Consider the following 20,766-nt stretch of genomic DNA (forward strand, 5'->3'; position numbering starts at 1 on the left):
CCGGGCAACACCGGCCGGCGCGGCACCTCCGCCCGTCGCTTCGGCCTTCAAGTTCGTGTTGGGGCAGGCCCCGGCACGAACGTCTTGCCGCACACCGGCAGCGCATGACGGTCATCATCCCGCGACCGTGAGGCCTCGCCGGTGTGCGATTTTTTCTCATTCCGCGCTAGACGGAGGGGGTGGAAATCGGTGTATAATCATATGATTATGATGTACACCCTCGCCCGAAAACTGCTTTTCTCGCTCGACCCCGAGATTGCCCACGGCTTTGCCATGTCGAGCATCGCCAAACTCAACCACGCGGGGATCGCCTGCCTGCTGGCCAAGCAACCGGCGGCCGATCCGGTCCAGGTCATGGGCCTCACCTTCCCCAATCCCGTGGGGCTGGCCGCCGGACTGGATAAAAACGGCCAGTACATCGACGCCCTCGCCGCCCTCGGCTTCGGCGCCATCGAGATCGGCACGGTCACCCCGCGCCCGCAGCCGGGCAACCCCAAGCCGCGCATGTTCCGCATCCCCGAACGCGAAGCGCTGATCAACCGCATGGGCTTTAACAACGACGGGGTCGAGGCGATGCTCGCCAACGTCAAAGCTTCGCAGTTCGCGCAGCGCGGCGGCATCCTCGGCATCAACATCGGCAAGAATTTCGACACCCCGATCGAAAAGGCCGCCGACGACTACCTGACCTGCCTCGACCGCGTCTACACCGCGGCCAGCTACATCGCGGTCAACATCTCCAGCCCGAACACCAAGAACCTGCGCGAGTTGCAGAACGACGCCGCGCTCGACGACCTGCTCGGCCGCCTCAAGGCCGAACACCAGCGCCTCGCCGACCAGCACGGAAAATACGTGCCGCTGGCGCTCAAGATCGCGCCCGACCTCGACGACGAGCAGATCCAGGCGATCGCCAATTTGTTACGCCAGCACCGGATCGATGCGGTCATCGCCACCAACACCACGCTCGCGCGCGACGCCGTGTCCGGCCTGCCACACGCCGAGGAAACCGGCGGCCTCTCGGGCCGACCGTTGCTGGAGTCCTCGACGGCCGTGCAGCGCAAGCTCGCCGCCGCGCTGGCCGGCGAAGTCCCGATCATCGGTGTCGGCGGCATCATGAAGGGCGCCGATGCCGTCGCCAAGATCGAGGCCGGCGCCCAACTGGTGCAGCTCTACACGGGCTTCATCTATCGCGGCCCCGACCTCGTCGGCGAGTGCGCCGCCGCGCTGCGCGCCCGACGCCAGGACGCTCCAGGCTAATACTGCTGCTTTGCGCAGGGTTGAATGCCCTGCGGCAAAGGCGGATAATCCCGCAGCTCTGCGGCCCACGGGTCGCGGAGGCGTATTGGTCGTTCGTTTGGCCCCTTTTTCCCGGCACCTCATGACCCATTACCTGTTCATCCTCGTCGGCGCGGTACTCGTCAACAACGTCGTCCTGGTGAAGATTCTCGGACTCTGCCCCTTCATGGGCGTGTCCAAAAAGCTCGACACGGCGTTCGGCATGGGCGCGGCGACGACCTTCGTGCTCACCGTGGCCACCGGCGCCAGCTACGTGATCGACCACTTCCTGCTCACGCCTTTCGGCCTTGAGTACCTGCGCACGCTGTCGTTCATCGTCACCATCGCGGCCATCGTCCAGCTGACCGAAATGGTCATCCAGAAGTCGAGCCCGGTGCTCCACCAAGTGCTCGGCATCTACCTGCCGCTGATCACCACCAACTGCGCCGTGCTCGGCGTGCCGCTGCTCAACATCAGCAACCGCTACAACTTCGTCGAGTCTTTGCTCTTCGGCGCCGGCAGCGCGGTCGGTTTTTCCCTGGTGCTCGTCCTCTTTGCCGGCATCCGCGAGCGCATCGAGGGCGCCGATGTCCCCACGCCCTTCCGCGGGGTGGCCATCGCCATGGTCACCGCCGGTTTGATGTCGCTGGCCTTCATGGGCTTCGCCGGACTGGACCGCTACCAATGACCGCCGCCATCCTCGTCATGGCGCTCGGGGCCATCGTTCTCGGCGCCGCCCTCGGCTATGCCTCGATCAAGTTCAAGGTCGAGGGCAACCCGCTGATCGAGAAGATCGACGCCATCCTGCCGCAGACGCAGTGCGGCCAGTGCGGCTACCCCGGCTGCAAGCCCTATGCCACGGCCATCGCCGAAGGCGAGGCGGACATCAACCTGTGCCCGCCGGGCGGCCAGGAGGGCGTGCAGCGCCTCGCCGACCTGCTCGGACGCGAAGTCAAACCGCTCAACGCCGAGGAAAAACCCAAGCAGGTGGCGATCATCGACGAGCAGACCTGCATCGGCTGCACCCTGTGCATCCAGGCCTGCCCGGTCGACGCCATCGTCGGCGCCGCCAAGCAGATGCACACCATCGTCGAACCGCTGTGCACCGGCTGCGAGCTGTGCGTCAAGCCGTGCCCGGTCGAATGCATCCGCATGGAACCGATCCCCGAGAAACTCGACACCTGGAAGTGGAAATACCCGGTGATCGAACTTCGCCGCGTCGCATAGAACCAAAACAACATGTTGCGCAAACTCTTCCGCTTCAAGGGCGGCATCAAGCCGGAAACCCACAAATCCCCGTCGCTGGGCCAGCCGATCGGCCAGGCGCCACTGGTGCCGCGCTACGTCGTGCCGCTGCACCAAAGCATCGGCGGCACGCCCGAGCCGCTCGTCGTGCCGGGCCAGCGCGTCCTCAAGGGTCAGAAGATCGGCGGCCCGGACAAATGGATTTCCTCGGCCGTGCATGCGCCGACCTCGGGCACCGTCCTCGCCATCGAGGAGCGCCTCGCCGCGCATCCGTCCGGCCTGCCGACGCTCTCCGTCGTGATCGAGGCCGACGGGCGCGACGAATGGATCGAACGCCAGCCGGTCGCCCACCGCAATCTGGCCCCCGAGCGCGTGCGCGAACTGCTGCGCGATGCCGGCGTGGTCGGCCTCGGCGGCGCCGTCTTCCCCAGCCACGCCAAGCTCACCGCCGCGCGCAGCACACCGATGGAAGAGCTGGTGATCAACGGCGCCGAATGCGAGCCGTTCATGAGCTGCGACGACCTTCTGATGCGCGAGCGCGCCGACGAGATCGTGCGCGGCATCGGCGTTTTCCGCGACCTGCTCGACCCCAAGCGCGTGCTGATCGGCATCGAGGACAACAAACCCGAAGCCGTCGCCGCGATGCAGGCCGCGGTCGAACGCTGCGGCGAATCCTTCGCCGTTATCCCGGTGCCGACGCGCTACCCGGCCGGCGGCGCCAAGCAGCTGATCCGCGTGCTCACCGGCAAAGAAGTCCCGGCCAGCAAGCGCTCGCCCGAGATGGGCGTGCAGTGCTTCAACGTCGCCACCGCCTACACCGCCTGGCGTGCCCTGGCGCACGGCGAACCCGTCATCTCGCGCATCGTGACCTTGACCGGCAACGTCGAGACGGCGCGCAACTGGGAGGTGCCGCTCGGCACCCCGTTTGCCGACCTGCTGCCGCTCGCCCGCCCCCTGCCCGGCACCGACCGCTACTTGATGGGCGGACCGATGATGGGCTTCGAACTGCCCGGGCTCGAGGCGCCGGTCGTCAAGGCCAGCAACTGCCTTATCGCCGGCTCGCCGGCGCTGTTCCCGCCGCTGCCGCCGGAAATGCCCTGCATCCGCTGCGGCGCCTGCGCCGAGGCCTGCCCGCACGAACTGCAACCGTTCGAGCTGTATTGGTTTTCGCGTGCCAAGAATTTCGGCAAGGCGCAGGAATACGACCTCTTCGATTGCATCGAGTGCGGTTGCTGCAGCTACGTCTGCCCGTCGCGCATCCCGCTGGTGCAGTATTTCCGTTTTGCCAAGAGCGAAATCTGGGCGCGCGAACGCGAGAAGAGCCAATCCGACGCCGCCAAATCGCGTTTCGAATTCCGCAACGAGCGCGAAGAGCGCGAGAAGGCCGAGAAGGCCGAACGCCTGGCCAAGGCCGCAGCCGCCAAAGCCGCTGCGGCACAAGCGACCGCGACCGGCGAAGCCGCACCGGACGTTGCCGCAGCAGCCGCGCCGACCGCGCCGGTCGACGCCGATGCGGCCAAGAAGGCGGCGATCGCCGCGGCAATGGAGCGCGCCCGCCAACAGCGCGAAGCCGCCCAGCCCAAAAACACCGACGCGGCGGCACTGACCGCGGCGCAACGCCACGAGATCGCCGAGATCGACGCGCGCCGCCAGCCCGCGCCGGACGCCACTGCGCCTGCCGCCGACGAGAAGTGAACCATGAACGTCAACACACCGCCCTACCTTAGCCAGGACGTCAGCGTCCGGCGCATCATGCTGCAGGTGCTCGTGGCCCTGCTGCCGGCGATCGCCGTCTATGTCTGGCTGGTCGGCCCTGTCGTCCTCGTCCAGCTGGGCATCGCCAGCCTCGCCGCGCTGGCCGCCGAAGCCGCGATGCTGCGCCTGCGCGGCAAACCGCTCGCCCCCTTCCTCGGCGACGCGAGCGTGCTGGTCACCGCCTGGCTGGTCGTCCTCGCCTTCCCGCCGCTCGCCCCGTGGTGGCTGACCGTGGTCGGGGTGTTGATCGCCGTCGTCGTCGCCAAGCACCTCTACGGCGGCCTCGGGCAAAACCCGTTCAACCCGGCGATGGTCGCCTTCGCGGCCTGCATCGTCTCCTTCCCGGCCTTGATGGCGCAATGGCCGCCCGCGCATCCGGCCAGCAGCCTCGCCGACCACGTGGCTTTGATTTTCGGCCAACTGCCGCGCCTCGACGCGATGAGCGGCGCGACCCCGCTCGACGCACTCAAGACCGCACTCAAGCTCGGCGAGGGCAGCAGCGTCGCCGCCACCCGCGCTCACAGCGGCGTCTTCGGCCAACTCGGCGGCCGCGGCTGGGAATGGGTCAGCGTCGCTTACCTGCTCGGCGGCCTGTGGCTCTGGCAGCGCAAGGTGATCGGCTGGCGCACGCCGGCCGCCTTCCTCGCCGGCATCGTCGCCATCGCCACCCCGCTCTGGCTCTGGCAACCGGCGCAGTTCGCCGACCCGCTGTTCCATATCTTCGCTGGCGGCACCCTGCTGGGCGCCTTCTTCATCGTCACCGACCCGGTCTCGGGTTGCACCACGCCGCGCGGCCGGCTGATTTTCGGCTTCGCGGCCGGCGTGCTCGCCTACCTGATCCGTGTCTTCGGCGCCTACCCGGACGGCGTCGCCTTCGCCGTCCTGCTCCTCAACCTGTGCGCGCCGCTGATCGACGTCTACACGCAACCGCCGATCTTCGGCCACAAGAAGCCATAATCATGACCCCGCCCGTCAAACCGCTGACTGCGCCGCGCATGGCCGTCCGCACGGCGGTCATCCTGTTCGCCTTCGTCGTCGTCTTCACCGCCCTGCTCGCCGCTGCGTACACCTTCACCCTGCCGGCCATCGAGGCCGCAGCCGCCGAGGAGAAGATGAAGCTGATCGACGAGGTGCTGCCGCGCAGCGCCTACGACAATGACCTGCTCAAGGACACGCTGACGCTCGGCCCAGCCCCCGAACTCGGTCTTGAGGCCGCCAGCACCGCCTACCGCGCGCGACGCGGCGCCCAGACCGTCGCCCTGGTGTTCGAAGCCATCGCCCCGGACGGCTACGCCGGCAAGATCCGCCTGCTCATCGCCCTGGCGCCTGACGGCACGCTGCACGGCGTGCGCGTCGTCCAGCACAAGGAAACGCCGGGCCTGGGCGACTACATTGAGCCGAAGAAGGACAAGAACAAGGCGCGGCCGTGGATCACCCAGTTCGACGGTCTGCAACCGGCGAGCAGCGAAGCGCACGACTGGCAGGTGAAGAAAGACGGCGGTCGCTTCGACGCCGTGGCGGGGGCCACCGTGACCCCGCGCGCGGTGGTCAAAGCCGTGCGCAAGGCCGCGCTGTACGTCGAAGCCCACCGCGCGACCCTGTTTGCGGCGCCCTAGCCGATCGCCGCAACGCGCTCATCGAAACGCAAGGAGAATGACCATGACCCGCGACGAACTCCGCCGCATCGCCGAAAACGGCGTCTGGAAGCAGAACACCAGCCTGGTCCAGATCCTTGGCCTGTGCCCGCTGCTGGCGGTCACCACCAATCTGGTCAACGGCGTCATGCTCTCGCTGGCCACGATCCTGGTCATGGCGATTTCGGGTTTTGTCATCGCCAGCCTGCGCAACCTCATCCCGCACGAAATCCGCATTCCGGTCTTCATCCTCATTGTCGCCGCGCTGGTGACCGTCGTCGACCTGCTGTTCAACGCCTTCCTGCACAACCTCTATCTGGTGCTCGGCATCTTCATTCCGTTGATCGTCACCAACTGCATCGTGCTCGCTCGCGTCGAAGCCTACGCGGCCAAGAACCCGCCCCTGCACTCGGCCTTCGACGGCATCTTCATGGGCGTCGGCATGCTGTGGACGCTGGCCCTGCTCGGCGGCCTGCGCGAACTGATCGGCGGCGGCACCCTGCTCTCGGGCATCGACATGGTCATCCCCGGCCTGCAACCGCTGCAGCTCCTGCCCGCCGACTACCCCGGCCTGCTGCTCACGCTGCTCCCGCCCGGCGCCTTCATCCTGCTCGGCTGCCTGATCGCCTGGAAGAACTGGATCGAAGCTCGCGCCGCCGCACGCCGAAAACTGCCGCCGCCGGCGCCGGTCAGCACCGCCGAATGCCACTGACGGCATGAACGCCGCCCAGCGCACCGAGCTTTTCCGGCGCCTGCAAGGCGCCAACCCGGCGCCGAAGACTGAGCTCGAATACGCCTCGAACTTCCAGCTGCTCATCGCGGTCATCCTCTCGGCGCAAGCCACCGACAAGAGCGTCAACCTCGCCACCCGCCGCCTGTTTGCCGACGCGCCGACGCCGCAGGCCATGCTCGCCCTCGGCGAGGCCGGCCTGACCACCTACATCGACCGCATCGGGCTCTACCGCGCCAAGGCCAAGAACGTCATCGCCACCTGTGCGCAACTGCTCGAGAAACACGGCGGCGAAGTGCCGCGTGACCGCGCGGCACTCGAGGCGCTGCCCGGCGTCGGCCGCAAGACGGCCAACGTGGTGCTCAACACCGCCTTCGGCGAAGCGACGATCGCCGTCGACACCCACCTGTTCCGTCTCGCCAACCGCATCGGACTGGCCCCGGGAAAAACACCGCTCGCTGTCGAGCGGGCGCTGTTAAAGCGCGTTCCCGCCGAATTCCTGCAGGACGCGCACCACTGGCTGATCCTGCACGGGCGCTACGTGTGCAAGGCGCGCAAACCCGAATGCTGGCGCTGCGCGCTGATCGACCTCTGCGCCTACCGCGACAAGAACCTCGCGCCCTGAGCCTACGCCCCTCCGGTGCTTACGCCGCGCCGCACTCCCTTGCCAATGCTGGGCTACAGCTTGAATGGTAGGATGCCAATCGAATTTCGGGTATAATCGATCGATTTCTCTACCAGAAATCCCCCCAGGCCTGTTCGATCTGGACCCCGCATAAGGCGCGGTCCGGGTTTCGTGCAGCCACGATTTGGAGAAAAAAATGCCCGCCCCTCACGATTCCCGGCTCGCCACGAACGAGCCCGCCTCCGAGAAAGTCAGCCGCTACGGCTGGAAGGCCCTGGCCGGCTCGACCGTCGGCTACGCCATGGACGGTTTCGATCTGCTCATCCTCGGTTTCATGCTCTCGGCGATTTCCGCCGATCTGCAACTCACGCCCGCGCAAGCCGGCTCCCTCGTCACCTGGACGCTGGTCGGCGCCGTCGCCGGCGGCATCATTTTCGGCGCTTTGAGCGACCGCTACGGCCGCATCCGCGTCCTGGCCTGGACCATCGTCCTCTTTGCCGTCTTCACCGGTCTGTGCGCCTTTGCACAAGGCTACTGGGACTTGCTCATCTACCGCACCATCGCCGGCATCGGCCTCGGTGGCGAGTTCGGCATCGGCATGGCGCTGGCCGCTGAAGCCTGGCCGGCGAAGTACCGCGCCCGCGCCACCTCCTACGTCGCCCTCGGCTGGCAGATCGGCGTCCTCGGCGCGGCGCTGCTCACCCCGGCGCTGCTGCCGTCCATCGGCTGGCGCGGCATGTTCCTGGTCGGTGTCATCCCAGCCTTCGTCGCCTGGTTCATCCGCGCCAAGCTGCACGAGCCCGAACTGTTCGTGCAGAGCACGGTGCAGCGCCGCTCGATCGGCGAAGCGTTCCGCCTGCTCATCAAGGACAAGGCGACGGCCAAAATCAGCGCCGGCATCGTCGTCCTCTGTTCGGTGCAGAACTTCGGCTACTACGGCATCATGATCTGGATGCCCAGCTTCCTCTCCAAGCAACTCGGGTTCAACCTCACCAAGTCGTCGATGTGGACCGCTGTCACCATACTCGGGATGATGGCCGGCATCTGGGCCTTCGGCCAGATCGCCGACCGCATCGGGCGCAAGCCGAGCTTCCTGCTCTTCCAGGCCGGCGCGGTGGTGATGGTCCTCGTCTACTCCAACCTGACCGACCCGGCAATCATGCTCTGGGCCGGAGCCCTGCTCGGCCTGTTCGTCAACGGCATGCTCGGCGGCTACGGCGCGTTGATGGCCGAGGCCTACCCGACCGAGGCGCGCGCCACGGCGCAGAACGTGCTGTTCAACATCGGGCGCGGGGTCGGCGGCTTCGGCCCGGTCGTCGTCGGTTCGCTGGCTACGACCCACTCCTTCCAGACCGCGATCGGTCTGCTCGCCACAATTTATCTGATCGACATGGTGGCGACCAAGTATCTGATTCCGGAGCTCAAGGGCGCCGAACTCAAGTAAAACCTGCACCGACACTGGCCGCCGGGACAGGGACACCGCCCGGCGGCCATCTTTTTTCTATAGAATCGAGACTGAACCTTCGCTTCTTGCCGCGATCCGTTCGACTGACCCCAAGCACCGCAACGAAAGGAATTCCATGACGTTCCAGACCCTCGCCGCCGCTTTCGAGCAATCCGGCGCCGGCACCGACGACTTCAAGCGCCTTTACAAAGGGGCCTTCGAGCTGATGAAGAGCGACTCCGCCAACGCCGCCTTGTATTTCGTGATCGGCGTCGCGGCGCACGCCTACGTCGTGCAATACGAGGACCAGGGCGTGGCACCGGACATTTCCGAAGCTGCCAAGAAGGCGCTCGTGAGCTACTGCACCAAGATCGGGCAGGCCCTTGCCGCCGACCCGGCCACCCGCCTCGCCCTGCTCGGCGAAGTCGCCAGCGCCTACCAGTTCGAGATCCACAACTTCTAGGCACCGCGCCCGCCCGGCGGGCGCCAACACGCACCGGGCGGGCCACCCCGATACCCCGGGCCCTTCCGCCCCCTGCCCTCTTCTCCCGACGATGTTCAACCCCTCCCGCGAACAAGTCCGCAGCTTCTTCTGCGACGCCTGGCGCAAGCACCGCGCGCGCGAAGTCCTCTCCGGCGCGGAAGCCGTCGCCGCCGACCTGATCACCCAGCACCCGGAATACCACGCCTTGCTCGAGCAGCCCGAAAGCGCGCTGGAACAGGAGTTCACGCCCGAAACCGGACGCATGAACCCATTCCTGCACCTTTCGCTGCACCTGGCCATCGCGGAACAGATCAGCATCGACCAGCCGCCGGGCATTCGCACCGAATACGAGCGCCTGCGCCAAACGCTCGAGGTTCACGACGCCGAGCATGCGGTCATGGAATGCCTGGGCGAAACCCTGTGGCACGCCCAGCGCCACGGCACAGCACTCGACAGCACGCGCTACCTCGAGTGCCTGCGGCGCACAGGCTGAGTCCGGCGTCCGCGCGTTGCGCTACGCCCGCTCAGACGGTGGCGCAACCTTGAACACTTCGGCCAGCGTCGTCATCCCGGCGGCGACTTTCATCGCCCCTGAAATACGCAGCGGCTTCATGCCCTCGCGGTAGGCGAGATCACGGACCTTGGCCAGCTCGGCGCCGTCGGCGATCAGTTGCTTGACGTCGGGCGAGAGCATGAGGATTTCATACAGGCCGATCCGTCCGCGGTAGCCGGTCATGCGGCAATCGAGGCAACCGACCGGGTGATGGAAATGCGTCGGCCGGTTGGCCTTCCACGGCGCCACGAGGCGATCCCACAAGGCTTCGTCCTCGGGCGTCGCCGGAGCTTGCCGCTTGCACGCCGGACAGAGCACGCGCACCAGGCGCTGCGCCATCACCCCGAGCACCGTCGCCCCGAGCAGGTAGGACGGCACCCCCAGGTCGAGCATGCGGGTGAGCGCCGCCGGGGCATCGTTGGTGTGCAGCGTCGACAGCACGAGGTGGCCGGTAAGCGCGGCCTGGATGGCGATTTCCGCGGTTTCGAGGTCGCGGATTTCGCCGACCATGATGATGTCCGGGTCCTGCCGCATCAGCGCGCGCACGCCTTCGGCAAAGCCCAGGTCGATCGCCGTCTGCACCTGCATCTGGTTGAACGAGGGCTCGATCATTTCGATCGGGTCCTCGATCGTGCACACATTCACTTCCGGCGTCGCCAGCTGCTTGAGCGTCGAGTAGAGCGTCGTCGTCTTGCCCGAGCCGGTCGGCCCGGTCACCAGCACGATGCCGTTCGGTGCGCCCGACATCGTCTGCCAGCGCGCCTTGTCGTCGTCAGTGAACCCGAGCTCGGAGAAATTGCGCACCAGAACCTCGGGGTCGAAGATGCGCATCACCAGCTTTTCGCCGAAGGCGGTAGGCAGGGTCGACAGGCGCAGCTCGGCCTCCTGGCCATCGGCGGTGCGGGTCTTGATCCGACCGTCTTGCGGCCTTCGCTTCTCGACGAGGTCCATGCGCCCGAGAATCTTGATCCGGCTGACCATCGCCGCCATCACGCTCATCGGGATCTGATAGACCTGATGCAGCACGCCGTCGATGCGGAAGCGCACGATCCCGACTTCACGTCGCGGCTCGATGTGGATGTCGCTGGCGCGCTGCTCAAAGGCGTACTGCCACAGCCAGTCGACGATGTTGACGATGTGCTGGTCGTTGGCGTCGAACTGGCGGTTGCTGCGCCCCAGTTCAACGAGCTGCTCGAACGACGACAGCCCGGCGGCCTGCCCGCCCATCTGCGCCGCCTTTTTGACCGAGCGCGCCAGGTTGTAGAACTCGACGAGGTAGCGTGCCACGTCGAGCGGGTTGGCGATCACCCGGCGGATCGACTTCTTGGCGATCCCGGCGATCTCCTTCTCCCACTCGCGCAGGAAGGGCTCGGTGGTGGCGACGACGATCTCGCGCGCATTTACCTGCACGGGCAGGATGCCGAAACGCGTCGCATAAGCGCTCGACATCACATCGGTGACGGCGGTGAAGTCGACTTTCAGCGGATCGATGTGGAAATACTCGAGCTCGATCTTGGCCGCCAGCCATTCGCCCAGCGCCTCAAGGTCGAGGGGGCGATGCGGTGGCTGCAGCGACTTCCATTTCTGCTCGGCGACCACGGCCAGCGGATGGACGACCAGGCGCTTTAAGCGGCTTTCGGCAATCAAGGCATCGGCATCGGCCTTCTCCACCAGCCCGTCGTTCACCAACAGACCGAGCACCTCGGCGATGGTCAATCGGTGCTCGGGCGCGACGCTCGCAGCGTTCTTTGGCATGTGCACGTTCCAGCGACAGAATCCCCGGACTATACCCGACATGGAAGCCGGGCCTCAATGCCGAACGGGCGTATCGCCACCGCCACAGCCCCGTCTCCCGAAGCTCGCATGCACCCCAAACCGCCCATGTCGACGTCGCACGGGCATATACAATGAAACATCCCGCCGCTTTCGGAGCGCTCATGAGCATCCGCTGCCACCTCCGTCGCCGCCCCACCCGCCGGCCATGAACGAACAGACCAGTCCGCTTTCCGAGGTCGACCGCAGCATCCTCCACGCCCTGCTCATGGCCATCGGGCACACGCCTGACGCGCGAGTGACGGCGCGCGACTTCCTCGCTGCCTTCGTCCCCCTCTGTGCTCTCGACGGCGCCGCCCTCTGGTGGCGCGACGCGGCCCACGACGCGACGCTCCGCGGCGGCGACCTCCTGCTGCTGGCCGCGGAGCCTGCCGCGCTCGACGTCGCCGGTCGCATCCCGAACGCGCACCCGTTTGCGCAACACCTTGAGCGCAACGCAGCCTGCCGCATCACCAACGCCGGCAACGATGACGCGCCCGAGGGCTGCATCCTGCTGCCGCTTTCCGACGCCGGCCTGCTCGTCGTTTACCCCTCGGCGCAGCACGCCCCCTCGCCGGCCCTGCTGACGCATCTGCCCACGATCGCCGGGCGGCTCGCCGCCGCCCTCGACACCGCGTTCGCCTACGAACGCTTGCAGGCCTCGGAACGGCAGTTGCGCGAAAGCAACCGCCGCCTCGACGAAAGCAAACGCATCGCCGACCAGTACGCCACCGCCAACGCCCAGGCCCGCGCGCAACTGCACACCTTGTTCCGACACCTGCCCGACCTCGTCTGGCTGAAGAACCCCGACGGCGTTTATCTGGCATGCAACGGACGTTTCGAACGATTCTTCGGCACCACCGAGGAGGCGATCGTCGGCCGCACCGACTACGACTTCATCGACCGCGAACAGGCTGACTTTTTCCGTGCGCACGACCGCCTGACGCTCGAACGCGATGCTACCCTGAGCAACGAGGAGTGGATCAGCTTTGCCGACGACGGCCACCGCGAATGCCTGGAGACCACGAAAGCCCCGATGTACGACGAACACGGCACGCTGATCGGGGTGCTCGGCATCGGCCACGACATCACCGAACGCAAAGCGATGGAGGAGGCTTTGCGCAAAGCCGAGGCCGAATCGCGCCGCCTGGCCGCGCTATTGCGCCTCCTGTGCGACAACGTTCCGGACATGATCTGGGCCAAGGGCCTCGACAAACGCTACCTGTTCGCCAACAAGGCGATTTGCGAGCATCTGCTGTTTGCCCAGGACATCGAAGAACCGATCGGCAAGACCGACCTCTTCTTTGCCCGCCGCGAACGCGCCTCCCACCCCGAAGACCCGAACTGGCACACCTTCGGCGAATGCTGCCAGGACAGCGATGCGCTGACCCTGCAATTCGGCAAGCCTTCGGTCTTCGAGGAATACGGCAACCTGCGCGGAAAACCGGTCTACTTCGAGGTGCACAAATCGCCGTTCTACAACGAACACGGCGAAGTCATCGGCACCGTCGGCTCGGCGCGCGACATCACCGAGCGCAAGCGCATCGACGCCGAACTCGAACAACACCGTCGCCACCTCGCCGAACTCGTCCAACTGCGCACTGCGGCCCTGCTGCAGACCGAAGCCCGCGCCAGCCAGATTCTCAATTCGACGGCGGACGGTGTTTACGGCATCGATGCCGCCGGCAAGATCACCTTCATCAATCCCGCCGCCTGCCGCATGCTCGGCCTTGCGGCCGAAGCGGCCATCGGACGCTGTTCGCACGCCTTGTTTCACCACCATCGCGCCGACGGCAGCCCGTACCCGATCGAAGACTGCGGCGCCCACCGCTCGCTTGGCCTCGGGCGTGAAACCCGCGTCGACGACGAAGTGTTCTGGCACAGCGACGGTCACCCTGTCCCGGTGATGTACGCTGTTCACCCCACCACCGCCGACGGCCAGCCCAACGGAGCCGTCATTTCCTTCGTCGACATCAGTGCCCAGCGGGCCGCCGCCCTGGCCCGCGAGCGCGCCATCGCCGCAGCCGAGCAGTTGGCCCGGGTCAAGAGCGAATTTCTGGCCAACATGAGCCATGAAATCCGCACCCCGCTCAACGGCATCATCGGCTTCGCCCAGATCGGCCTGCGGACCTTCACCGATACCGAGCAGGCCTACCGGGCCTTCGAGAAGATTCTGAGTTCGAGCAAACGCCTGCTGGTGGTGGTCAACGACGTGCTCGATTTTTCCAAACTCGAGGCCGGAAAACTGCGCATCGTGGCACGCGAGACGGTGTTGCGCGAAGTCGTCGAGCACGCCCTCGAACTCGTCGGCGAACGCGCTGCGGCCAAACACCTCAGCCTCGCCCTCGACTTCGCCGCCGACCTGCCGCAGCGCTGCCTGAGCGATCCGCAGCGGATCAGCCAGATCCTGCTCAACCTGCTCAGCAACGCCGTGAAGTTCACCGAACGCGGCGAAGTGCGACTGAGCGTCGCACGCCAGGGCGATCAACTCGCCTTCAGCGTTGCCGACACCGGCATCGGCATCGCCAGCGCGGAACTCGGGCGCCTGTTCGACCCCTTCCATCAAGTCGACGCCTCGCTGACCCGGCGGTACGACGGCAGCGGCCTGGGCTTGGCCATCTGCCGCCGGCTGCTCGAACTGATGGGTGGGACGATCGAAGTCCAAAGTCACCCGGAACACGGCAGCGTGTTCACCTTCCGCATTCCCTACGTTCCCTGGCAGCCCACCGCCGCTACGCCCGAAACGCCCGCGGACGACGCCCGCGCCGAACGGCACGCGCGGCCGCTGCGCGGCTTGCGCATCCTCATCGCCGAAGACGATGCCACCAGCCAGATGGTGCTCGAACACAATCTGCGTGAGGAAGGCGCCGAGGTAATCACCGTCGCCAACGGTGAAGACGCGGTCACCCGCATCCGCGACGACGGCTCAGCGGCTTACGACCTGATCCTGATGGACGTGCAGATGCCGCGCATGGACGGTTACGAGGCCACCCGGCGCATCCTGACGATGGCGCCGGGTTTGCCGATCATCGGTCAGACCGCGCACGCGTTCAGCGAGGAAATCGACAAATGCTTCGCCGCCGGGATGCTCGGGCACATCGCCAAGCCGATCGACCCGACCAAGCTCACCGCCAGCATCCTCCACCACCTCAAGCGCGACGGCCAGTGGCCGGGGAGTCGCCAGCGCTAAAGGACTCGCCTGGAGCGGACGGCCACAGCGCGCACCAGCGCTCGAGCTTGCGCGCGAAAGGCAAGGTGTAGGCCGGGCTGGTCGACGGCACGACCGCGGTATGCAGGCCCAGGAGCGCCAATCGGCGGGCGCTGCGGCCGGCCTCCAGGCCATTGAAGACGGCGCTTCCAAGCTGCGGCGCAGCGCGCCTCAGGGCTGCAAAATCGTTGAGTTCGGGGTCCTCGATCGCTGCATCGAGCGCGCCTTCGCGGCGGCAATGGCGATAGACGTCCCACACCCCGACGCGATGCCGCAGCAGCACGGCGCAACGCCCGGCGTACGGCAGGCCGGCGAGCGGCTCACCGAGCAACTCGCCCATCAGCCGCCAGAACTGGTTCTGCGGATGCGCGTAATACTGCTGCGCCGCGAGCGAAGCCGGCGAGGGAAAGCTCCCGAGCACGACCACCTCGACCCCGGCATCGAGGATCGGCGGCAGGCCGGTGAGCAAGTCGCTGTTTTTTGCGTTCATCGCCACAGGATAATCACTCCCGGTCGCTCATGAAAAAAGCGCGGCGTGGCCCGTACCGGACCCGCCGCGCCCGGCGCACCTCGCGGCGCGCGTGTAGGCTCCGCGCTTACTTCGCGGACAACTCAAGCATCAGCGCGTTGATGCGCTTCACGAACCCGGCCGGGTCTTCGAGCGTACCGCCTTCGGCCAGCGTCGCCTGCTCGAGCAGGAGGTGCGCCCAATCGGCGAAATGCGTTTCCTCGTACTTCAAGCGCTGCACCGCCGGGTGCTTGGGGTTGATCTCCAGGATGGGCTTCATCTCCGGCGCCTTCTGGCCGGCCGCCTTGAGAATGCGCGCCAGGTTACCGCCCAGGTCGTGCTCGTCGGCGACGACGCAGGACGGCGAATCGGTCAGGCGGTGCGTGACGCGCACGTCCTTCACCTTCTCGCCAAGCGAGGTCTTGATCTTCTCGATCAGCTCCTTGTACTCGTCGGCGGCCTGTTCGGCTTCCTTCTTCTCGGCTTCGTCCTCCAGCGTGCCGAGGTCCAGCCCGCCCTTGGCCACCGACTGCAGGGTCTTGCCCTCGAACTCGGTGAGGTGGCCGGTGACCCACTCGTCGACCCGGTCGGAGAGGAGCAGCACTTCGATGCCCTTCTTGCGGAAGATCTCGAGGTGCGGGCTGTTCTTGGCGGCGGTGAAGGTCTCGGCGGTGACGAAGTAGATCTTGTCCTGGCCGTCCTTCATGCGCGAAACGTAGTCGGCGAGGGAAACGGCTTCCTCCGCAGTGTCGCCGTGCGTCGAGGCAAAGCGCAGCAGCTTGGCGATGCGCGCCTTGTTGGCGGGGTCTTCGCCGACGCCTTCCTTGAGCACGCGGCCGAACTCGCCCCAGAACTGGGCGTACTTCGCCTTCTCGGCATCGTCCTCGCTGTCGGCCAGCGACTCGAGCATGCCCAGCACCTTCTTCACGCAACCGCCGCGGATCGCTTCGATGTCCTTGGACTCCTGCAGGATCTCGCGCGAGACGTTGAGCGGCAGGCTGTTCGAATCGACGATGCCGCGCACGAAGCGCAGGTAGAGCGGCATCAGCTGCTCGGCGTCGTCCATGATGAACACGCGGCGCACGTAAAGCTTGACGCCGTGGCGCGCATTGCGGTCCCACAGGTCAAAGGGCGCGCGCTGCGGCACGTAGAGGAGCTGGGTGTATTCCTGCTTGCCCTCGACCTTGGCGTGCACGTAGGCGAGCGGGTCCTCGAAGTCGTGCGCGACGTGCTTGTAGAACTCTTTGTACTGCTCATCGGAAAGCTCCGACTTCGGCCGCGCCCACAGGGCCGAGGCCTGGTTGATCGTCTCATCCTCGTCGGTGGCGACCTGTTCCTTCTTCTCCTCGTCCCACTTCTCGCCCTTCATGACGATGGGCAGGGTGATGTGATCGGAATACTTGCGCACGATCTGCTTGAGCTTCCAGGCCGAGAGGAATTCGTCCTCCTCCGCGCGCAGGTGCAGGATCACATCGGTGCCACGCCCGGCCTTCTCGACCATTTCGACCGAGAAATCGCCCTCGCCGGCGGACTCCCAGCGCACCGCCTGGTTTGCATCCAGACCGGCGCGGCGCGAGATCACCGTCACTTTGTCAGCGATGATGAAGGAGGAGTAGAACCCGACGCCGAACTGGCCGATCAGGTGCGCATCCTTGGCCTGGTCGCCGGTCAGCGCCGCGAAGAACTCACGCGTGCCGGACTTGGCGATGGTGCCGAGGTGCTCGACCGCTTCTTCGCGCGAAAGGCCGATGCCGTTGTCCGAAATCGTGATCGTGCGCGCGTCCTTGTCGAAGGCAAGGCGTATCTTGAGTTCGCCATCATCGCCGTACAGCGCGGCGTTGTTGAGCGCCTCGAAGCGCAGCTTGTCGCAGGCGTCGGAAGCATTGGAGATCAGCTCGCGCAGGAAGATTTCCTTGTTGCTGTACAGCGAGTGGATCATCAGGTTCAGGAGTTGCTTGACCTCGGCCTGAAAGCCCAGGGTTTCCTTGTTTGCGCTCATTTAAGCTCCATCGATGGATAGATCAGGGGGCAGGTGGCAATCGCCGGCGCCGGCCCGCCAAGGCGGGAACGGTCGATGTCGTGGGATATGGGGGCGCACGGCAGGCTTTCAAGCCCGCACAGTGCAGCCGATCAAGTCATCGGCCGAAAATGGAATTGGGCTCAGTCCTCGATCGCGCGGTAGTCGATCTCGACCACCTCGATCTCCCGCCAGCCGGCCGGACTTTGGAAACGAACGAGGTCACCCTCGCGCGCCTTCAACAACGCGCGTGCCAGCGGCGAGACCCAGCTGATACGGTTGCGGGCGAAGTCGGTCTCGTCGACGCCGACGATCTGATAAGTCGTCTCTTCGCCCTCGGCGTCGCTGACGGTCACCGTCGCGCCGAAAAAGACTTGGCCGGTGTTGTCCTGGCGCGCCGGATCGACGACCTCGGCAAGGTCCAGGCGCTTGCCCAGGAAGCGGATGCGGCGGTCGATCTCGCGCAGGCGTTTCTTGCCGTAGAGGTAATCGCCGTTTTCCGAGCGATCGCCGTTCGATGCCGCCCAATGCACCACCTCGACGATGTGCGGTCGCTCCCGCCGCAACAGATGATCGAGCTCGTCCTTCAGGCGCGCGTAGCCGCCGGGCGTGATGTAGTTACGGGCGCCCTGCGGCAAAGGTGGTAACGGAGTGCCGCCATCGGCGTCCTCGTCCTCATCGCCGTCGTTTTCGCGGGTAAAAGCCTTGTTCATGGGTTTTCAACGTCTTGCGCGGGGAATCTCAATACTCGATGGCGTCGGCCGCAACATCGACGCGGATCACCTGGCGGCCCAAGGCCAGCGCTGTATTCAGGGCGAAACGTTCACCCCAGGCAGGGTCGTCGGCAAAGCGCCGTGCGCCCCCGTGCCGGGCAACGTCGAGAATTTTGTCGATCACCAGCACCTTGCCGAGTGGGCTGCCAGGCTCGACGCCCAGCGCTGAGTATTCCCGCTCGAACCAGCGCCGAGCTCCCTCGGACGCCCCACCCACCAAGGCGCCCGCCTCAAGCGGGAAGCGGAACTCCGTCTGCGGATCGAACGAAACAATGACGTATGGCGGCATGGCGGCACTCCCGGAGTCTGTCAGGCAACGCCCTCATTCTAAGCGCAAACGCGAAGGGCGCCATGTTGCGCCCTCTTTGCCCCCCAATCCCACGCCGCAGAGCAAATGATCATAGCATTTTATCTACCACCGTCCGACGTTGTCTTTTCCCGCCCGCAGGCCTACCATGTCCTCGACGCGCCGAGCCTGCAGGCGCGTCGCAAGCAACCACGCAGGCATCACGCACGAGGACCGCCGGAATGATCCTGACCGAAGAGGAAATCGCAAACGCCCGCGCGACGCTCAACGAGCTGAGCGTCGAACACCGCGACCTGAACCTGATCATCGAGCATCTGGCCGCGACGCCGCTGCCGAATCAGGACCAGCTCCTGATCCACCGGCTCAAAAAACGCAAGCTGATGCTCAAGGACAAGATCCACCACCTTGAGGGGATGCTCGTTCCGGACATTCCGGCCTGAGGCCGGAACGCCGGGAAACGACTCGAAACGGCGGGCTGAGCCCGCCGCAGGGCGCCGACTAGAGGATGAAGCGCCCGATGTACCAGAACACCGCGGCAATCACCGCGCTGCAGGGGATCGTCAGCACCCAGGCCCAGACGATGCTGCTGGCGATGCCCCAGCGCACCGAAGACTTCTTGCGCGTCGAACCGACACCGACGATGGCTCCGGTGATGGTGTGCGTCGTCGACACCGGAATCCCCAGCGCGGTGGCGAGGAACAGCGTCATCGCCCCACCCGTCTCGGCGCAGAAACCGCCGACGGGTTTCAGGTGAGTAATTTTCTGCCCCATCGTCTTGACGATGCGCCAGCCGCCGAACATCGTGCCTGCCCCGATTGCGGCATAGCACGAAATCACCACCCAACTGGGTAGCGCGTCACCCGAGTGCAGCATGCCCGAAGCGATCAGCAGCATCCAGATGATGCCCATCGTCTTCTGCGCATCGTTGCCCCCGTGCCCGAGGCTATAGAGCGAAGCGGAAACCAACTGCAGACGGCGGAACCATGTGTCCATGGTGTGCGGAGCAACGCGCCGGCAAGTCCAGGCGACCAGCAGCATCATCAGCGAACCGAGGAACATGCCGAGCATCGGCGAGACCAGGATGAACGAGATCGTCTTGATGAGCCCGGAAGGGATCAGCGAGTCGAAGCCCGACTTGGCGACCGCCGCACCGACCAGGCCACCGATCAGCGCATGCGACGACGAGGACGGGATGCCGTAATACCAGGTGATCACGTTCCAGGCGATGGCGCCGACCAGTGCACCGAACACGACGTAGTGGTCGATCACCGAGGGATCGATCGTCCCTTTGCCGACGGTCGTCGCCACTTTGAGCTGGAAGACCAGGATCGCGATGAAGTTGAAGAAAGCCGCCAGCAACACAGCGTGCTGCGGACGCATGACACGGGTCGACACGATGGTGGCGATGGCATTCGCCGCATCGTGGAAACCGTTCATGAAATCGAAGACCAGGGCCAGGGCCACCAGAAACACCAGCACGCCCAGGCTGAAATTCAGAGTATCCATGCTGCGCCGCTCAGGAATTCTCGAGCACGATGCCTTCGATGATGTTGGCCACATCCTCGCAGCGATCGGTCACCACCTCGAGCAGCTCGTAAATGGCCTTGTATTTGATGAGTTCGCGGACATCCGGCTCCTCGCGGAAGAGCTTGGACATGGCGCTGCGCATTTCACGGTCGGCCGCCGACTCGAGTTGATCGACCTCGTGGCAGATCTTGAGGATCTGCGGCCCGTTGTCCATCGACGTCAGCAGTTGCACCGCTGCACGCACGCGCTCACAGCAGGAACGGCAAAGCACGCTCAGATTCACGGCTTCGGCGGTGATGTGGCGCACGTTGTAAAGATTGACCGTGTGGGCCACGTCCTGCACGAGGTCGATGATGTCATCGAGGCCGGTCGAAAGCTGGTGAATTTCTTCCCGGTCGAGCGGCGTGATGAACGAGGTGTGCAGTTGCCGCATCGTCTCATGGGTGATCGAATCGGCGGTCTTCTCCGCCTTGTCGATCACCTCGCGATGACGTGCCGCCTCGTCCTCCGAAGCATTGCGCGCATTCATCAGGTCCACCAGGGCCTCGCTCGCAATCGCCATCTGCTCGGCATGCGCGTTGAAAAGTTCGAAAAACTGGCCCTCTTTGGGCATGAAACGCGAAAACATAAGCTCTCGTAAAGTTTGAACTGTTGGAAATGGCGCGCATTCTACCATCCGAGCCCCTGTGACCGAGGGACAAAACGGCCGCGCTGAGGTTTATTGAGAAAAATTCCCAATCGCAGGCAAACAAGCACCGACCTCTCGCCAAACCTCAACCCATCACATGCGCGGAAACGCGCAAAAAATACGACAAACCCAGATCGTGTCCCGGGACGTGGTGTAAGAAGCGTCAGCAGAAGCGGTCAGCGGG

General features: G+C 65.5%; 20 protein-coding genes. 13 read left to right on the top strand and 7 right to left on the bottom strand.

What is annotated here, in order from left to right; all coding sequences use genetic code 11:
- Positions 1-207: 207 nt before the first annotated feature.
- From QMB55_RS14230 to QMB55_RS14280, 11 genes are all read left to right on the top strand, one after another.
- On the top strand, positions 208-1,254 hold the full coding sequence (locus tag QMB55_RS14230; protein WP_497589387.1) for a quinone-dependent dihydroorotate dehydrogenase: 1,047 nt from the start codon (positions 208-210) through the stop codon (positions 1,252-1,254).
- A gap of 121 nt (positions 1,255-1,375) precedes the next feature.
- On the top strand, positions 1,376-1,960 hold the full coding sequence (rsxA, locus tag QMB55_RS14235; RefSeq protein ID WP_497589388.1) for an electron transport complex subunit RsxA: 585 nt from the start codon (positions 1,376-1,378) through the stop codon (positions 1,958-1,960).
- Entirely contained in the window at positions 1,957-2,499 is a 543-nt protein-coding gene (gene rsxB, locus QMB55_RS14240) for an electron transport complex subunit RsxB (RefSeq protein WP_497589389.1), read from the top strand. Before rsxA ends, rsxB begins: the two co-directional genes overlap by 4 nt.
- Before the next feature lie 12 nt (positions 2,500-2,511).
- Positions 2,512-4,212 (top strand): electron transport complex subunit RsxC, encoded by a 1,701-nt coding sequence (gene rsxC, locus QMB55_RS14245; RefSeq protein WP_497589390.1) that lies wholly within the window; start codon positions 2,512-2,514, stop codon positions 4,210-4,212.
- A 3-nt stretch (positions 4,213-4,215) separates the two neighbouring features.
- Complete coding sequence (locus tag QMB55_RS14250) at positions 4,216-5,229, top strand: RnfABCDGE type electron transport complex subunit D (RefSeq protein ID WP_497589391.1); 1,014 nt, start codon at positions 4,216-4,218, stop codon at positions 5,227-5,229.
- A gap of 2 nt (positions 5,230-5,231) precedes the next feature.
- Positions 5,232-5,888, top strand: a complete 657-nt coding sequence (gene rsxG, locus QMB55_RS14255) for an electron transport complex subunit RsxG (protein ID WP_497589392.1) — start codon at positions 5,232-5,234, stop codon at positions 5,886-5,888.
- Positions 5,889-5,931: 43 nt separating this feature from the next.
- Positions 5,932-6,618 (top strand): electron transport complex subunit E, encoded by a 687-nt coding sequence (locus QMB55_RS14260; protein WP_497589412.1) that lies wholly within the window; start codon positions 5,932-5,934, stop codon positions 6,616-6,618.
- Between the two features lie 4 nt (positions 6,619-6,622).
- On the top strand, positions 6,623-7,261 hold the full coding sequence (gene nth, locus QMB55_RS14265) for an endonuclease III (RefSeq protein WP_497589393.1): 639 nt from the start codon (positions 6,623-6,625) through the stop codon (positions 7,259-7,261).
- Between the two features lie 196 nt (positions 7,262-7,457).
- Positions 7,458-8,705 carry an MFS transporter gene (locus QMB55_RS14270; RefSeq protein WP_497589394.1) on the top strand — a complete coding sequence of 416 codons (1,248 nt, stop codon included), beginning with the start codon at positions 7,458-7,460 and terminating at the stop codon, positions 8,703-8,705.
- Between the two features lie 136 nt (positions 8,706-8,841).
- Positions 8,842-9,168 (top strand): hypothetical protein, encoded by a 327-nt coding sequence (locus QMB55_RS14275; RefSeq protein WP_497589396.1) that lies wholly within the window; start codon positions 8,842-8,844, stop codon positions 9,166-9,168.
- Between the two features lie 91 nt (positions 9,169-9,259).
- Positions 9,260-9,682: a DUF1841 family protein gene (locus QMB55_RS14280; protein WP_497589397.1), complete on the top strand. Its 423-nt coding sequence runs from the start codon at positions 9,260-9,262 to the stop codon at positions 9,680-9,682.
- A 21-nt stretch (positions 9,683-9,703) separates the two neighbouring features.
- Here the strand turns inward: QMB55_RS14280 and tfpB are convergent, their stop codons facing one another.
- Complete coding sequence (gene tfpB, locus QMB55_RS14285; RefSeq protein WP_497589399.1) at positions 9,704-11,497, bottom strand: type IV pilus assembly ATPase TfpB; 1,794 nt, start codon at positions 11,495-11,497, stop codon at positions 9,704-9,706.
- A gap of 226 nt (positions 11,498-11,723) precedes the next feature.
- Here tfpB and QMB55_RS14290 point away from each other — a divergent pair, with 226 nt between their 5' ends.
- Entirely contained in the window at positions 11,724-14,744 is a 3,021-nt protein-coding gene (locus tag QMB55_RS14290) for a PAS domain-containing hybrid sensor histidine kinase/response regulator (RefSeq protein WP_497589400.1), read from the top strand.
- Here the strand turns inward: QMB55_RS14290 and QMB55_RS14295 are convergent.
- The 4 genes from QMB55_RS14295 to QMB55_RS14310 form a co-directional block, all read right to left on the bottom strand.
- Complete coding sequence (locus tag QMB55_RS14295; RefSeq protein ID WP_497589401.1) at positions 14,704-15,252, bottom strand: DNA-deoxyinosine glycosylase; 549 nt, start codon at positions 15,250-15,252, stop codon at positions 14,704-14,706. The two genes, QMB55_RS14290 and QMB55_RS14295, sit on opposite strands and share 41 nt — an antisense overlap.
- Positions 15,253-15,358: 106 nt before the next feature.
- Positions 15,359-17,269 (bottom strand): molecular chaperone HtpG, encoded by a 1,911-nt coding sequence (htpG, locus tag QMB55_RS14300; RefSeq protein ID WP_497589403.1) that lies wholly within the window; start codon positions 17,267-17,269, stop codon positions 15,359-15,361.
- Between the two features lie 161 nt (positions 17,270-17,430).
- A complete protein-coding gene (gene greB / locus QMB55_RS14305; protein ID WP_497589404.1) occupies positions 17,431-18,000 on the bottom strand; it encodes a transcription elongation factor GreB in 570 nt (189 codons plus the stop codon).
- A 28-nt stretch (positions 18,001-18,028) separates the two neighbouring features.
- Positions 18,029-18,349, bottom strand: coding sequence for a hypothetical protein (locus QMB55_RS14310; protein ID WP_497589405.1), 321 nt, complete (start codon positions 18,347-18,349; stop codon positions 18,029-18,031).
- A 239-nt stretch (positions 18,350-18,588) separates the two neighbouring features.
- On the opposite strand from QMB55_RS14310, the gene QMB55_RS14315 reads away from it, so the two are divergent.
- Positions 18,589-18,807 carry a YdcH family protein gene (locus tag QMB55_RS14315; RefSeq protein ID WP_497589406.1) on the top strand — a complete coding sequence of 73 codons (219 nt, stop codon included), beginning with the start codon at positions 18,589-18,591 and terminating at the stop codon, positions 18,805-18,807.
- 58 nt (positions 18,808-18,865) lie between these two features.
- Here QMB55_RS14315 and QMB55_RS14320 read toward each other — a convergent pair whose 3' ends face one another.
- A complete protein-coding gene (locus tag QMB55_RS14320; RefSeq protein WP_497589407.1) occupies positions 18,866-19,873 on the bottom strand; it encodes an inorganic phosphate transporter in 1,008 nt (335 codons plus the stop codon).
- Positions 19,874-19,883: 10 nt separating this feature from the next.
- A complete protein-coding gene (locus QMB55_RS14325; RefSeq protein ID WP_497589409.1) occupies positions 19,884-20,522 on the bottom strand; it encodes a DUF47 domain-containing protein in 639 nt (212 codons plus the stop codon).
- Positions 20,523-20,766 lie beyond the last annotated feature (244 nt).

The sequence above is a fragment of the Propionivibrio sp. genome, from assembly GCF_041441355.1.
Lineage (GTDB): Bacteria > Pseudomonadota > Gammaproteobacteria > Burkholderiales > Rhodocyclaceae > Propionivibrio.